At 71.5% G+C, this 11655-nt stretch carries 17 protein-coding genes and 2 tRNA genes; 11 read left to right on the top strand and 8 right to left on the bottom strand.

Annotated elements, in window-relative coordinates:
- The 4 genes from ACTJKO_RS17240 to msrA form a co-directional block, all read right to left on the bottom strand.
- Positions 1-141: ATP-binding cassette domain-containing protein (locus ACTJKO_RS17240; RefSeq protein WP_440690567.1), on the bottom strand; the 141-nt coding region annotated here is incomplete at its 3' end.
- 83 nt (positions 142-224) lie between these two features.
- The gene (locus ACTJKO_RS17235; RefSeq protein ID WP_440690563.1) at positions 225-860 is read right to left on the bottom strand and encodes a single-stranded DNA-binding protein; all 636 of its coding nucleotides are present in this window, start codon (positions 858-860) and stop codon (positions 225-227) included.
- A gap of 131 nt (positions 861-991) precedes the next feature.
- Positions 992-1195 (bottom strand): methyltransferase, encoded by a 204-nt coding sequence (locus ACTJKO_RS17230; RefSeq protein WP_440690561.1) that lies wholly within the window; start codon positions 1193-1195, stop codon positions 992-994.
- 37 nt (positions 1196-1232) lie between these two features.
- Positions 1233-1760 carry a peptide-methionine (S)-S-oxide reductase MsrA gene (msrA, locus tag ACTJKO_RS17225; RefSeq protein WP_440690560.1) on the bottom strand — a complete coding sequence of 176 codons (528 nt, stop codon included), beginning with the start codon at positions 1758-1760 and terminating at the stop codon, positions 1233-1235.
- Positions 1761-1925: 165 nt separating this feature from the next.
- On the opposite strand from msrA, the gene ACTJKO_RS17220 reads away from it, so the two are divergent.
- Complete coding sequence (locus ACTJKO_RS17220) at positions 1926-2192, top strand: hypothetical protein (protein ID WP_440690558.1); 267 nt, start codon at positions 1926-1928, stop codon at positions 2190-2192.
- A 91-nt stretch (positions 2193-2283) separates the two neighbouring features.
- Positions 2284-3642, top strand: a complete 1359-nt coding sequence (locus ACTJKO_RS17215) for a hypothetical protein (RefSeq protein WP_440690556.1) — start codon at positions 2284-2286, stop codon at positions 3640-3642.
- Between the two features lie 57 nt (positions 3643-3699).
- Here ACTJKO_RS17215 and ACTJKO_RS17210 read toward each other — a convergent pair.
- Together ACTJKO_RS17210 and ACTJKO_RS17205 are read right to left on the bottom strand one after the other, a co-directional pair.
- Positions 3700-3772: transfer RNA gene (locus ACTJKO_RS17210), tRNA-Arg, on the bottom strand.
- A gap of 14 nt (positions 3773-3786) precedes the next feature.
- Positions 3787-4347, bottom strand: a complete 561-nt coding sequence (locus ACTJKO_RS17205) for an AAA family ATPase (protein ID WP_440690554.1) — start codon at positions 4345-4347, stop codon at positions 3787-3789.
- 121 nt (positions 4348-4468) lie between these two features.
- Here ACTJKO_RS17205 and ACTJKO_RS17200 point away from each other — a divergent pair, with 121 nt between their 5' ends.
- From ACTJKO_RS17200 to ACTJKO_RS17190, 3 genes are read left to right on the top strand one after another with little or no spacing between them, the layout of a single operon-like run.
- The gene (locus ACTJKO_RS17200) at positions 4469-5221 is read left to right on the top strand and encodes an acylneuraminate cytidylyltransferase family protein (protein WP_440690552.1); all 753 of its coding nucleotides are present in this window, start codon (positions 4469-4471) and stop codon (positions 5219-5221) included.
- The gene (locus ACTJKO_RS17195; RefSeq protein WP_440690550.1) at positions 5218-6090 is read left to right on the top strand and encodes an N-acetylneuraminate synthase family protein; all 873 of its coding nucleotides are present in this window, start codon (positions 5218-5220) and stop codon (positions 6088-6090) included. Before ACTJKO_RS17200 ends, ACTJKO_RS17195 begins: the two co-directional genes overlap by 4 nt.
- Complete coding sequence (locus ACTJKO_RS17190; RefSeq protein WP_440690548.1) at positions 6087-7514, top strand: DUF6716 putative glycosyltransferase; 1428 nt, start codon at positions 6087-6089, stop codon at positions 7512-7514. Before ACTJKO_RS17195 ends, ACTJKO_RS17190 begins: the two co-directional genes overlap by 4 nt.
- Here the strand turns inward: ACTJKO_RS17190 and ACTJKO_RS17185 are convergent.
- Positions 7458-7718 carry a thioredoxin family protein gene (locus ACTJKO_RS17185; protein ID WP_440690546.1) on the bottom strand — a complete coding sequence of 87 codons (261 nt, stop codon included), beginning with the start codon at positions 7716-7718 and terminating at the stop codon, positions 7458-7460. The genes ACTJKO_RS17190 and ACTJKO_RS17185 overlap by 57 nt on opposite strands.
- Positions 7719-7747: 29 nt before the next feature.
- Positions 7748-8038: an oligoribonuclease gene (locus tag ACTJKO_RS17180; protein ID WP_440690544.1), complete on the bottom strand. Its 291-nt coding sequence runs from the start codon at positions 8036-8038 to the stop codon at positions 7748-7750.
- Between the two features lie 61 nt (positions 8039-8099).
- Here ACTJKO_RS17180 and ACTJKO_RS17175 point away from each other — a divergent pair, with 61 nt between their 5' ends.
- The 6 genes from ACTJKO_RS17175 to ACTJKO_RS17150 all read left to right on the top strand — a co-directional run bounded on the left by ACTJKO_RS17175 (position 8100) and on the right by ACTJKO_RS17150 (position 11641).
- A complete protein-coding gene (locus ACTJKO_RS17175) occupies positions 8100-8546 on the top strand; it encodes a MarR family winged helix-turn-helix transcriptional regulator (RefSeq protein WP_440690542.1) in 447 nt (148 codons plus the stop codon).
- Positions 8543-9781: an MFS transporter gene (locus ACTJKO_RS17170; RefSeq protein WP_440690540.1), complete on the top strand. Its 1239-nt coding sequence runs from the start codon at positions 8543-8545 to the stop codon at positions 9779-9781. The genes ACTJKO_RS17175 and ACTJKO_RS17170 overlap by 4 nt, the downstream gene beginning before the upstream one ends.
- 50 nt (positions 9782-9831) lie before the next feature.
- Entirely contained in the window at positions 9832-10458 is a 627-nt protein-coding gene (gene orn / locus ACTJKO_RS17165; RefSeq protein WP_440690538.1) for an oligoribonuclease, read from the top strand.
- 66 nt (positions 10459-10524) lie between these two features.
- Positions 10525-10600 (top strand) — tRNA-His (locus tag ACTJKO_RS17160).
- A 135-nt stretch (positions 10601-10735) separates the two neighbouring features.
- A complete protein-coding gene (locus tag ACTJKO_RS17155) occupies positions 10736-11257 on the top strand; it encodes an acyltransferase (protein ID WP_440690536.1) in 522 nt (173 codons plus the stop codon).
- A gap of 39 nt (positions 11258-11296) precedes the next feature.
- Positions 11297-11641, top strand: a complete 345-nt coding sequence (locus ACTJKO_RS17150; protein WP_440690565.1) for a metallopeptidase family protein — start codon at positions 11297-11299, stop codon at positions 11639-11641.
- The last annotated feature ends 14 nt before the right edge of the window (positions 11642-11655 follow it).

Raw genomic sequence — 11655 nt, 5'->3', positions numbered from 1 at the left:
GATCGTCGACTTGCCGGCGCCGTTCGGCCCCACGACGCCGATCTTGGCGCCGGGGAGGAACGACATGGTGACGTCGTCGAGGATCAGCTTGTCGCCGACCGCCTTGCGGGCGCGGACCATCTGGTAGATGTACTCAGCCATATCGCGCCAAGTCTACTGACCGCGCCCGCGGTCGGTGTCCCCCGTCACCCTCGGCCGGAACCGGCGAGGGCGGGTGCTGCCGATCACGCGGCGACACGGTCGTGCTCGTCCAACGGGAGGGCCACGTCGGCGGGGTCGAACTCGTGCCCGTTCACCGCCGCGGTGTGACGCGCGGCCTCGGTCGAATCGGGCAGGTCCTCGTCGTGGTCGACGTCCGGACCCGGGGCGGCGTGCAGCGCTGCAGCCGCGTCGGGGTCCGAGCGCGTCTCGTCGCCGACACCACGGATCTCGCCGGTCTCCGGGTCGACGTCCGGCGCGAGCACGGACGTGCTGCCGGGAGCCGCCGCTGCCTCGCCCGCTTGTCGGGGAACGCGCACCCAGTTGCTGATGCCCCAGGCCAGGTCGTGCCCCACGCCCTCGGCATCGATCTCGACCGACGTGCCGCCACGGCCGTCGCGCTCCCACGTCCGGATCCGGAGGCGCCCGGTGACGACGATGCGGTCCCCCTTCTTCAGGGACCGGTGGACGTTGGCCGCGAGCGACCGGAAGGCCGTGACGGTGTACCAGTTCGTCGCGCCGTTGGTCCAGGCGGACGTCGACCGGTCCCAGCGGCGCGATGGCGACGCGAGCCGCATGCTCGTGATGGCGATGCCCGTGTCGGTGACGAGGTGGCGGGGCTCGGTGGCGATGATCCCGCAGACGGTGATGGTGTCGTTCATGCCTCGATCGTGATCGAGCCCCGGGGCGCGGAAGCGCCCCGGGGCTCGATCTGTGCACTGTTGTCGCGACCAGGCGACTTCTGGAGGACGAGTCCCCCGCGCCTCCAGGCCGCGACCGGGTGCCTGCGCGCTCAGTGCGCGCGGAACTCGGGTCGGTCGGCGAGCGGCCCGAGCGCAGCGTGCACCGCGCCCTTCGCCGACTCCAGCGACGGGTACGTCCCACCGGAGCCGCTCCGCCCGTAGAGCTCGACACGGAATCCGCCGTCCGAGCGGTGGATGCTGCCCACCGCTCCCGCCGGTCCGACCGCTACCCAGGTCCCGGTGCTGTTCGTCATCGTTCGACCACCTCCTCGTGGCCCCGACGTCCGCGTGTCAGGACGCCAGGATGTACTGACTGTAGGCCTTGCGGACCTTGTTCACCTTGGGCAGTGCGACTGCGAGGCAGTAGCCCTGCCCGGGGTTCTTCGCGAAGAAGTCCTGGTGGTACTCCTCCGCACGGTAGAAGGTACCGAGCGGCTCGATGGTCGTCACGATGCCGCCGTCCCAGATGTCCGAAGCGCGCTCGATCGCGCGCTCGAACTGCGCACGCTGCTCGTCGTCCTGCGGGAACATCGCGGAGCGGTACTGCGTGCCGACGTCGGCGCCCTGGCGGTTGAGCTGCCGCGGGTCGTGCAGCGTGAAGAAGACGTCGAGGATGACGTCAGAAGGGATGACCGTCTCGTCGAAGGTCACCGCGACCGCCTCGGCGTGCCCGGTCGTCCCGGTGCAGACCAGCTCGTACGAGGGGTTCTCCACCGTGCCCCCGACGTAGCCGGACACCACGTCCTGCACGCCCTGCAGCGTGCGGTACACGGCGTCGAGACACCAGAAACATCCACCTGCGAGCACGAACGTGGTCATGAGGACAACCTAGCGTCCGTGACTCGGAGGGAGCCCGGACCGGGGCACGCCTCCTCCACAGGGCCAGTCGTTGGTCGGCGCTCCACCGGCGACGACCGGGCCGCCCGGCGTGTCGGTGGTCGCCCGTAGCGTCGAGCACACACCGAACGACAGGAGGCACCCACGATGGAGACGACGACCGAACCCGCCCTGCGGATCCGCTCCGTCCCCGTCGCACGTTCCCGGGGCGAACTCCGGATCCTCGACGTGCGCGACGACCTGAGCCGGGTGACCCGGGCGAACGGCGAGATCGTCGGCTACGTCGACCGGGTCGACGTCGCCGGCGGCACGGCCTACCGCGCACGCCGGTACGTCTCGACCGAACGCCGGTTCGTCGAGCTGCCGAACGTGTGGTCGGCCGACGACGCCGTCGACTGCCTCCGCTGGGGCTGATACCGGAACGACGACGCCCCTCCGGGGCCGATGGACGGAACTGCCGCTCGGCCTCCCCGGCCCGGGACGGGTTCGTCGGTAGGGTGCGCGCATGGACTGGTGGAACGACCTGACCGACTGGATCTCGTCCGACAACGGGTGGCGCATCGTCTCCGGCGCGATCATCCCGTTCGTCGCGATCGTCGTGGCGGGCATCGTCGCGGCGCTCATCGGGCGCGGCGCGACGAAGCGTGTCGTGGCGATGCAGGAGCGTGAAGCGCGCAACTCCGCGGTCGCCGGCGTCGTCTCCGCTGCGCGCAAGGCCGCGACCTGGGGATCCCTCGGTCACGACGAGCGCGCCTACGCGGACCACCTCGCCGAGGACGCCGACATCCGCCTCCGGCTCCTCCCGGTCTCCGGTGCGCCGCTCGCCGCGAACTGGGCGCAGCACGAGATCGCCGACATCAAGAAGAACTCGTCGACGTTCAGCTTCCAGGCCGAACAGTCGCTCGCCGAGTTCCGTGACCGGCTGCTCGAGTGGCAGGCGCGCCCGAACCGTGCCCGCAAGCTGTTCAAGAGCGACCTCGAACGCTGGAAGTTCGACGCTCCCGACCCGGACACCGAACTCATCGCCCGCCAGCAGGAGTGGAACGCCGACCAGTCCCGACCGTCCGGCGCAACGGACGGTGCCGCTCCCACCACGGCCACGCCCGCAGCATCGACCGCACCGGCAGCGGAGCGCCCCACCCCGACGACCACGTCCCTCCGCCCGGCAGCCCAGCGGTCGGGCGCTGCGGGAACCGCTCCGGCGTCCGCGCCGAGCGCCGCTCCGGCATTCTCCGTCACCCGCGGCGCGGCGCCGGCGGCGGACCCGAACGCCACCACGCCGTTGTCCGACGCCGGCGCGACCCGAAACGGGGCCGACGGGGCGACCCGCTCGTACGGCGACGGCGCGACGCCGCCGACCCGTGCACCCCTCGGTCCGCCGGCATCGCCCGCACGACCCGCCTCCGCGACGAGCTCCGCGTCCCCCGCGGCGCCGCACAATGCCGGACCCCGCACCGACGACGCCGCGGGCGCCCATGACGCCGTCGGCGCCCACGACGCCATCGGCTCCGGCGACGCCGTCGAGAGCCACGCCGACGAGGTGGACGTGGACAACGCCGACGCGGTCGACGACGCGCCGAGCAGCCGGTCCGTTGCCGGCGCCGGCGTCGGGGTCACCAAGGACGCTCCGGTCCCGCCGGCCGTCGCGAAGCCCACCACGGCCGACTCGCACGTGAACCGCACCGAGGGCTCGTCGACCACGCACACGACGGGCTCGTCGACCACGCACACGACGTCGGTCCCGACCCGGATCGCCGGTCCGGCCGCGGAGCCCACCGACCCGGACGAGACCTCGGAAGCGACGTACACGCAGCCGATCAGCGCCAGCGAGCTCCGCCGTCGCGCCGCAGACGACGACGAGTAGACCGACACGCCCAGCGCGAAGGCCGCCGTCCCGAGGGACGGCGGCCTTCGTCGTGCGTGCCCCCGGCAGGAATCGAACCCGCGGCACGGTGGGTAGAAACCACCTGCTCTATCCACTGAGCTACGGAGGCGGACGGCACCGATTCTATCCGCGGCGCCCGTCCAGGTGCTGCACGAAGCGGTCGATCTCCGGCTGCGAACGGAGGTGCACGACGCGCAGGTGCGGCGCCGTCAGCGCGAGCTCGGGAACGAGTCGGCGCACGGCGTGGCGCGTCCGGAACCCCCACCGGAGGATGTGACCCGGGTCGGTGAAGAACATCCAGAGCGACGGCTCGGTGTTGCCGTTCCAGAGCTCGACGCGACCGATCCGACGCCGGACCGTCCGCCGCAGCAGGCGCCACAGGCCGACGACGGTCGGCAGGTCGATCCAGACGAGGGTGTCCGCTCGCTCCGCGAGCAGCATCCGGACGGTCCCGTACTGCCATTCCGTGACCCAGCCCGCCGCACGCGTGAACCGCTCGACGTCCGCCACGAACGACGGCCGCGGTTCCCAGTCCGGTCCGTGGAGGAGCGAGTCGATCTCGGTGTGATCGACCCCGAGCACCGACCCGATGCGCGCCGCCGTGGTCGTCTTCCCGACGCCGCTCGTCCCGGCGACGAGGACGCGCCGCGGTAGCGGGTCGAGGGGGTCGTCCGCTCCGAGCACCATCCGACCCTAGTCACCGGACAGAGCCTCCGGGCGCGGGCCGGGCCGGTTCCGGAACGGTTCGACCCACGTCTGCCTCGCGTTCGCTTCCGGGTCACCGTGACTTCGTAGCGTCCGGGACATGCGCACCACCGGTTCCGTCGTCGCGGTCGTCCCGGCACGAGCGGGCTCGAAGGGCATCCCGGGGAAGAACCTCCGCGCGGTCGCCGGGCGCTCGTTGGTCCGTCGTGCCGTGGAGTCCGCGCTCGCGGCGGAGAGGATCGACCAGGTCGTGGTCTCCACGGACGGCGACGCGATCGCGGCCGAAGCACACGAGGCCGGCGCCACGGTCGTCCGCCGACCGGTCGCGTTGGCCGGTGACGAGGCGTCGTCGGAGTCCGCGCTGCTGCACGTCCTCGACACCCTGGCCGCCGCCGGCGAGGAGCCCGAGGTCGTCGTGTTCCTCCAGGCCACCTCGCCGTTCATCGCCCCCGCGGACCTGGACGGCGCGATCGCCCGCGTCCGCGACGGGCACGCCGACTCCGTGTTCGCGGCCGCGCCCTCGCACGCGTTCCTGTGGCGGCTCGACGCCGACGGTACCGCCCGCGCGGTCAACCACGACGCCGCGGTCCGTCCGCGTCGCCAGGACCGCGAGCCGGAGTACCGCGAGACCGGCGCGTTCTACGTCTTCCGGGCTGCCCCGTTCCGGCAGCACCGGCACCGTTTCCACGGCCGCGTCGAACTGGCGCTCGTGGATCCCCGAGGCGCGATCGACATCGACGACCCGTCGGACCTCGCACTCGCCTCTGCCCTCGCACCCCGGCTCGAGCAGCCGGTCCACGACCAGCGCGTGGCCACCGTGCCGCACGTCCCCGCACCGAACGGAGCACCATGACCGTCACCATCGGCACGTCCACGATCGGCGCGGGTCACCCCGCGTACCTGATCGGCGAGATCGGCCTGAACCACAACGGCGACGTCGACATCGCCAAGCGGCTCATCGACGTCGCGGCAGACGCGGGTCTGCAGGCCGTGAAGTTCCAGAAGCGCACGCCCGCGATCGCGACGCCGGAGCACATGAAGAACACGCCCCGGTCGACGCCGTGGGGCGAGATGACCTACCTCGAGTACCGCTACCGGGTCGAGTTCGACCGCGAGCAGTACATCGAGATCGGCGACCACGCGACGCTCCGCGGGCTCGACTGGTTCGCATCGCCGTGGGACGAGCCGTCGGTGGCGTTCCTCGAGGACCTCAACGTCGTCGCCTACAAGATCGCCTCGGCGTCGGTGACGGACCTCGGGCTGCTCGCCGCCGTCGCCGCCACCGGCAAGCCCGTGATCCTCTCGACCGGCATGTCGACGCTCGAGCAGATCGACCGAGCGGTCGAGGCGCTCGGCACCGAACGCCTCGTGCTCATGCACGCGACGTCGACGTACCCGCTCCCCGCCGAGGAGGCGAACCTGCGGATGATCGACACGCTCGCGAACCGCTACTCGGGCGTCCCGGTGGGCTACTCCGGGCACGAGCCCGGCCTGCAGATCTCGATCGCGGCGATCGCGCTCGGGGCCACGGCGCTCGAACGGCACATCACCCTCGACCGCACGATGTGGGGCTCGGACCACGCAGCGTCGCTCGAGCCGCACGGCCTGCAGACCCTCGCCCGCGACGTCCGGATCATCGAGACGGCGCTCGGCGACGGCGTGAAGCGCGTGTTCCCGGGCGAGCAGGCGCCGCTGGCGAAGCTGCGCCGCGTCGGGGCGTGACCCGCGACGGGGGCGGGTCGACGGACGGACGGGAGGCGCGCCTCCCGTCCGGCTCGCCGCCACGCGCCCGACGGGTGGTCGGCCTGGTCGACACGGACTCGTTCGCGAAGTGGGGCGCACACCTCCTCGCCGGCGCTCCCGCGCACTGGGAGCTGGAACTGCTCACCGTCGCCACCCCGCGGTCGGCGAGCCGCGCGCAGCTCCGCTCCGCGTTCCGGGGTCTCGACGACCGGCTCGCGCACCTGGCCGCGTCCCCGCCCGCGCCGCTCGACGTCGACGCGATCATCGAGCGGCTCCGGCTGGACCCACCCGACGCCGTGCTCGTCTCCTTGATCGGCCCGATGGCGGAGCTCGTGCTCGAGGAGGTGCACCGCCGCGTCGCGCCTCGACCGGTGCTCGTGACGGGGCTGCCGGGCATCTCCTTCCCGGCCAAGTGGAAGGGCGTGTTCTTCCGGGCGCGCGCCGACCTGTTCGTGCTGCACAGCCACCGCGAGGTCCGCGCCTACGAAGAGCTCGCGACCGAGGGCGGTGTCGCCCCGCACTTCGCCCTCGCGACGCTCCCGTTCGCCCGGCGCACGAGCACAGCGGGGGCCGGGCCCGGCGCGGTCCGGGACGCCGTGGTCTTCGCGGCGCAGCCCAGCGTCCCGGCACAGCGCAGCGATCGCGAACGGGTGGTCGGGTGGCTCGTCGCGACCGCACGGCGGCACCCGGAGTGGCGCGTGGTCATCAAGGTGCGTGCGGGAGCCGGTGAGCACCAGACGCACCGGGAGCAGGACCCGTACCCGGACCTGGTGCCGTCCGACGCCCCACCGAACCTGGTGGTGGAGAGCGGTCCGATGTCCGAGCACCTCGACCGAGCGGTCGCCCTCGTGACGATCAGCTCGACGGCCGTCCTCGAGGCAGCGGCGCGGGGCGTGCCGGCACTCACCCTGACGGACTTCGGGATCGGCCGACACCTCATCAACGAGGTGTTCGTGGGCAGTGGGCTCGAGGGCGACGCGATCGACCTCGTGGACGGCCGGTTCGGCACGGTGCGGGCGGAATGGATGCACGACAACCACTTCCACCCGGAGTCCGAGAACGACTGGGCCGAGCGCACCGAGGAGCTCATGACGAGGCGCGACGTCGGCACCCTGGTTGACCGTCCCGCAGCACGTCGGAGCCGCGGCGGCGTGCTCCGCCGGGCCTGGGAGCGGAAGAACGCGCTGGGACCGGACGACCGCAGCACGCTCGGCGTCGTCGCGCTGGCGATCGGCACGCCCGTCCGCGCGGTGAAGCGAGCGGCCCGACGGGTCCGACGGGTCCTGCGCCCGGTGGCGGCACCGACCGTGCTCGCCCCGACGAGCCAGCGGTCGCAGAGTGCGACGTCAGAGCGCGCGGGCGACCGCGAGCAGGAGCTGGTCCCTCGTCGGGACCCCCGGTGAGCGGAAGACCTCGGCACCGTCGTCCCGTCGCACGATGATCGTGGGGGTCGAGCGGATGCCGAGGTCTTCAGCGTCGTCGGGGTGGGCAGCCACGTCGCGCTCGGTCACGTGCAACCCGGGGACGAGCGCCGACGCCTCGGCCGACACCCGGCGGGCGGCGGCGCACGGAGCGCAGAACGAGGACGTCCAGAGGTCGAGCTGCATGTGACCCTGCAACGCGGCGGGTGGGGGATCTACTCCCGGTCGAACTCGCCGCTACGGTCGCCGCGGTCCTGCAGGTCGTCGACGGGGTCGGACTCCCCCGGGACGTACTCGAACTCGACCGAGGTCTGGTCGAGCACCTGGCGGGCCTTGGTCTGCCGGTAGGTGAACGCGGTCTGGAGGCCCTCGACGTCGGCGAACACCGTGACCTCGTCGTCCAGCGCATCGCTCGTGGCGGTGCGGGTGTCGGTCGTGCCGTCGAAGGGTCCGCCGTGGAAGATCGCGGTGTACTCGTCGCCTTCGTGGATGGTGATGTCGCTCATGCGTCCCTTCTACCAGGCGCCACCTGTTGCATGATGCATAGCCGTGCTATATAGTTCAGCTATGGAATCGAATCGCGAACAGACGGTGGAGGCGCTCCTCGTCTCCGTGAACCGACTGATCCGCAGCGCCGTCCGGGCGACGGGGAACACCACCTCGCCCGCGGTCTGGCGCACCCTCGGCATCCTCGAGACCGAGCAGCCCTTGCGCCTCGGCGAGCTCGCGGCGGCCTCGGGCGTCGCGCAGCCGACCATGACCCGCCTCGTCGGGGGGATGCTCGACGACGGCCTGGTGTCGCGCACCGTCGACCCCGACGACTCCCGCGGGCAGCTCATCTCGCTCACCGACGCCGGGCACGACCGGCTCGTCGCCTGGCGCGCCACCCTCACCCGCACCGTCGGGCCGCTGTTCGCCGACCTCACCGACGACGAGTGGGACGCGCTCCACGAAGCCGCCGCGATCGTCGCCACCCGCAGCTCCATCACCACCAGAACGGAGATCACCGCGTGAGCACCCACGCACCCGCTGCCTCGGGCAGCATCCTCAAGCAGTCGTCCGCGGTGTGGGCGATCGCGTTCGCCTGCGTCGTCGCCTTCATGGGCATCGGCCTCGTCGACCCGATCCTCCCCGCCATCGCGAAGTCGCTCGACGCCACGGCCGCGCAGACCGAGCTGCTCTTCACGAGCTACCTCGCCGTGACCGGCGTCGCCATGTTCTTCACCAGCTGGGTGTCGAGCCGCATCGGCGCCAAGAACACGCTGCTGATCGGACTGGCGCTCATCGTCGTGTTCTCGGTCCTCGCAGCGCTGTCGAACAGCGTCTGGAACATCATCGACTTCCGCGCGGGCTGGGGGCTCGGCAACGCGCTCTTCATCTCCACCGCGCTCGCGACCATCGTCGGTGCGGCATCCGGCGGCACCGCCTCCGCGATCATCCTGTACGAGGCGGCGCTCGGACTCGGCATCGCGGTGGGCCCGCTCGTCGGCGGCCTGCTCGGCTCCGTGAGCTGGCGCGGCCCCTTCTTCGGCGTCACGACACTCATGGCCATCGCGTTCATCGCCATCGTCTCGCTCCTGAAGTCCTCCGGGCTGGAGAAGCCCACCCCGACGAAGCTCTCCGCACCGTTCCGCGCCCTCGGACGTCCCGCGCTGGCGGCACTCGCCGTGACCGCGCTGTTCTACAACATCGGCTTCTTCGTGCTGCTCGCCTACACACCGTTCCCGCTCGGGTTCGGCGCGCTCGGCATCGGCTTCACGTTCTTCGGTTGGGGCGTCGGCCTCGCGATCACCTCGGTGTGGGTGGCCCCGATGCTCACCGCCCGACTCCGGCGCACCACCGTCCTCAAGATCGCACTCCCGCTGCTCGCGCTCGACCTGTTCGGCGCCGCGGTCGTGGTGCACTCGCAGGTCGGCCTGATCGTCTGCGTGGTCGTCGGCGGTCTCGTGCTCGGTGTCCTGAACACCGTCCTGACCGAGTGCGTCATGGAGGCCACCGACCTCCCGCGTTCCGTCGCGTCGAGCGCCTACTCGGCCGTCCGGTTCATCGGCGGCGCCATCGCCCCGCCGGTCGCGACGCTCCTCGCCGACGCGTACTCCCCGAGCGCGGCGTACGTCTTCGCGGGTGCGTCCGTGGCCGTCGCGTTCATCGTCGTGCTGCTCACCACCAAGGTCCTGCGCCGCGTGGACGACGGCGCCGAGCCCGAGCCCGTCGAGGCCGAGGCCATCAGCGCCGGCGAGATGTCCTGACCGGCTCCGGCCGCCCGGGGACGACGGAACCGCAGAATAGGATCGAGACCATGGCAACTGCGAACGACCGCCTCGTCTGGATCGACTGCGAGATGACGGGCCTCGACCTCGAGGTCGACGAACTCGTCGAGGTGGCCGTGGTCATCACCGACTTCGACCTCGTCCCCGTGCACCCCGGGTTCGACATCGTGATCAAGCCCGACCAGTCCGCGCTCGACAACATGAACGAGTTCGTGACGAACATGCACACCACGTCCGGGCTGATCGACGAGATCCCGGACGGCGTGAGCCTCGCGGACGCCGAGTACCAGGTGCTCGAGTACATCCTCCGGCACGTGCCGGCCGAGGGCACCGCTCCCCTGGCCGGCAACACGATCGGCACCGACCGCGCGTTCCTCGCGAAGTACATGCCGCGCGTCGACGGACACCTCCACTACCGCAGCGTCGACGTGTCGAGCATCAAGGAGCTGTGCCGTCGCTGGTTCCCGCGCGTGTACTTCAACGCGCCGGAGAAGCACGGTGGTCACCGGGCACTCGCGGACATCCTCGAGTCGATCCGCGAGCTGGAGTACTACCGCCGCGCCGGCTTCGTCGCGGAGCCCGGTCCGACCAGCGACGACGTCCGCGCGGTGGCGGCCGAGGTCGTGGCGAAGTGGGAGCCGCGCCTGGCGCAGTAGTGGTCCGAGCGCCGTCGGGCATGTACTACTATTGAGTGGTCGCGCCGGTCCGCCGGTGTGCACATGGTGGGTATAGCTCAGTTGGTAGAGCGCTTGGTTGTGGTCCAGGAGGTCGCGGGTTCGAGACCCGTTACTCACCCCACGTGGAAGGCCCCGGTCGATCGACCGGGGCCTTCGTCGTCCCGGACCAACCCCCGGGGTGCCGTCGTGCGGCCCTGGCGGAATACAACATGTGGACAACTTCCGGTCGGCGCCGCATGCCTGGTGCACTCGACGGGTGATCAACCTCATGCAGAAGCTCTGGCCGCACCTCGTCCGTGAGATCTGGGTCAACTCGATCTGCGCCTCCCGTCTCATCCCGAGCCAGGCGCGCTTCCTGTTCCTCCGCCTCGCCGGGCTCCGCCTCCGCCGGTGCACGGTGCTCCACGGCGTCGAGTGGTTCGGGAGCGGACGGGTGACGTTCGAGCGTGGCATGACGCTCAACCGGGGCGTGGTCGTGAACCACAGCGGCGGGCTGTACATGGGCGAGAACTCCGGTCTCGGCCCGGGCACCCTCGTGATCACGGCGACGCACGAGATCGGCCCGGCCGCCAAGCGCTGGGGCGACGGCACCACGGCACGGGTGGTGGTCGGCCGGGGCGCCTGGGTCGGGGCGAACGTCACGATCCTGCCCGGTGTCCGCATCGGCGAGGGCTGCATCATCGGTGCCGGTTCGGTGGTTGCGCGGGACTGCCGCCCGCACACGGTGTACGTGGGTGTGCCGGCCCGGCCGGTACGCTCCCTCGAGCCCGTCCCCTGACGGCCGACCACCAGCACGGTGTGGGACGATCGCGCCGTGATGGAGATGTCCGCCGACGCGTTCGAGCAGCTCGTGACCGACGAACTCGACCGGTTGCCCGACGAGATGGTCGACGGGCTCGACAACGTGGTGTTCGTCGTCGAGGACGAGCCCGAGGACGGCTCGGAGCTGTTCGGCATCTACGACGGGGTGGCTGCGACGGAGCGCGGGCAGTACGGGTTCGGCGAGCTCCCCGACCGGATCGTGGTGTTCCGGAAGCAGCACCTGGCGGAGTGCGACACCCTCGAGGAGCTCCAGGACGAGGTGCACACCACGCTCGTGCACGAGATCGGGCACTTCTACGGCATCGACGACGAGCGGCTGCACGAGCTCGGCTGGGCGTAGTCGCGAAGCGGAGG

It is taken from the genome of Curtobacterium sp. 22159 (assembly GCF_052045775.1).
GTDB lineage: Bacteria > Actinomycetota > Actinomycetes > Actinomycetales > Microbacteriaceae > Curtobacterium.
This window is presented reverse-complemented; position numbering and strand designations above follow the sequence as displayed.

What these genes read in the sequence shown, in the direction of transcription:
- ACTJKO_RS17200 (WP_440690552.1), top strand. Translation starts at nt 4,469, where the DNA reads ATGCGCACCACCGGTTCCGTCGTCGCGGTCGTCCCGGCACGAGCGGGC.
- orn (WP_440690538.1), top strand. Translation starts at nt 9,832, where the DNA reads ATGGCAACTGCGAACGACCGCCTCGTCTGGATCGACTGCGAGATGACG.
- msrA (WP_440690560.1), bottom strand. Translation starts at nt 1,760, where the DNA reads ATGACCACGTTCGTGCTCGCAGGTGGATGTTTCTGGTGTCTCGACGCC.
- ACTJKO_RS17215 (WP_440690556.1), top strand. Translation starts at nt 2,284, where the DNA reads ATGGACTGGTGGAACGACCTGACCGACTGGATCTCGTCCGACAACGGG.
- ACTJKO_RS17220 (WP_440690558.1), top strand. Translation starts at nt 1,926, where the DNA reads ATGGAGACGACGACCGAACCCGCCCTGCGGATCCGCTCCGTCCCCGTC.
- ACTJKO_RS17230 (WP_440690561.1), bottom strand. Translation starts at nt 1,195, where the DNA reads ATGACGAACAGCACCGGGACCTGGGTAGCGGTCGGACCGGCGGGAGCG.
- ACTJKO_RS17180 (WP_440690544.1), bottom strand. Translation starts at nt 8,038, where the DNA reads ATGAGCGACATCACCATCCACGAAGGCGACGAGTACACCGCGATCTTC.
- ACTJKO_RS17185 (WP_440690546.1), bottom strand. Translation starts at nt 7,718, where the DNA reads ATGCAGCTCGACCTCTGGACGTCCTCGTTCTGCGCTCCGTGCGCCGCC.
- ACTJKO_RS17175 (WP_440690542.1), top strand. Translation starts at nt 8,100, where the DNA reads ATGGAATCGAATCGCGAACAGACGGTGGAGGCGCTCCTCGTCTCCGTG.
- ACTJKO_RS17235 (WP_440690563.1), bottom strand. Translation starts at nt 860, where the DNA reads ATGAACGACACCATCACCGTCTGCGGGATCATCGCCACCGAGCCCCGC.
- ACTJKO_RS17150 (WP_440690565.1), top strand. Translation starts at nt 11,297, where the DNA reads ATGGAGATGTCCGCCGACGCGTTCGAGCAGCTCGTGACCGACGAACTC.
- ACTJKO_RS17195 (WP_440690550.1), top strand. Translation starts at nt 5,218, where the DNA reads ATGACCGTCACCATCGGCACGTCCACGATCGGCGCGGGTCACCCCGCG.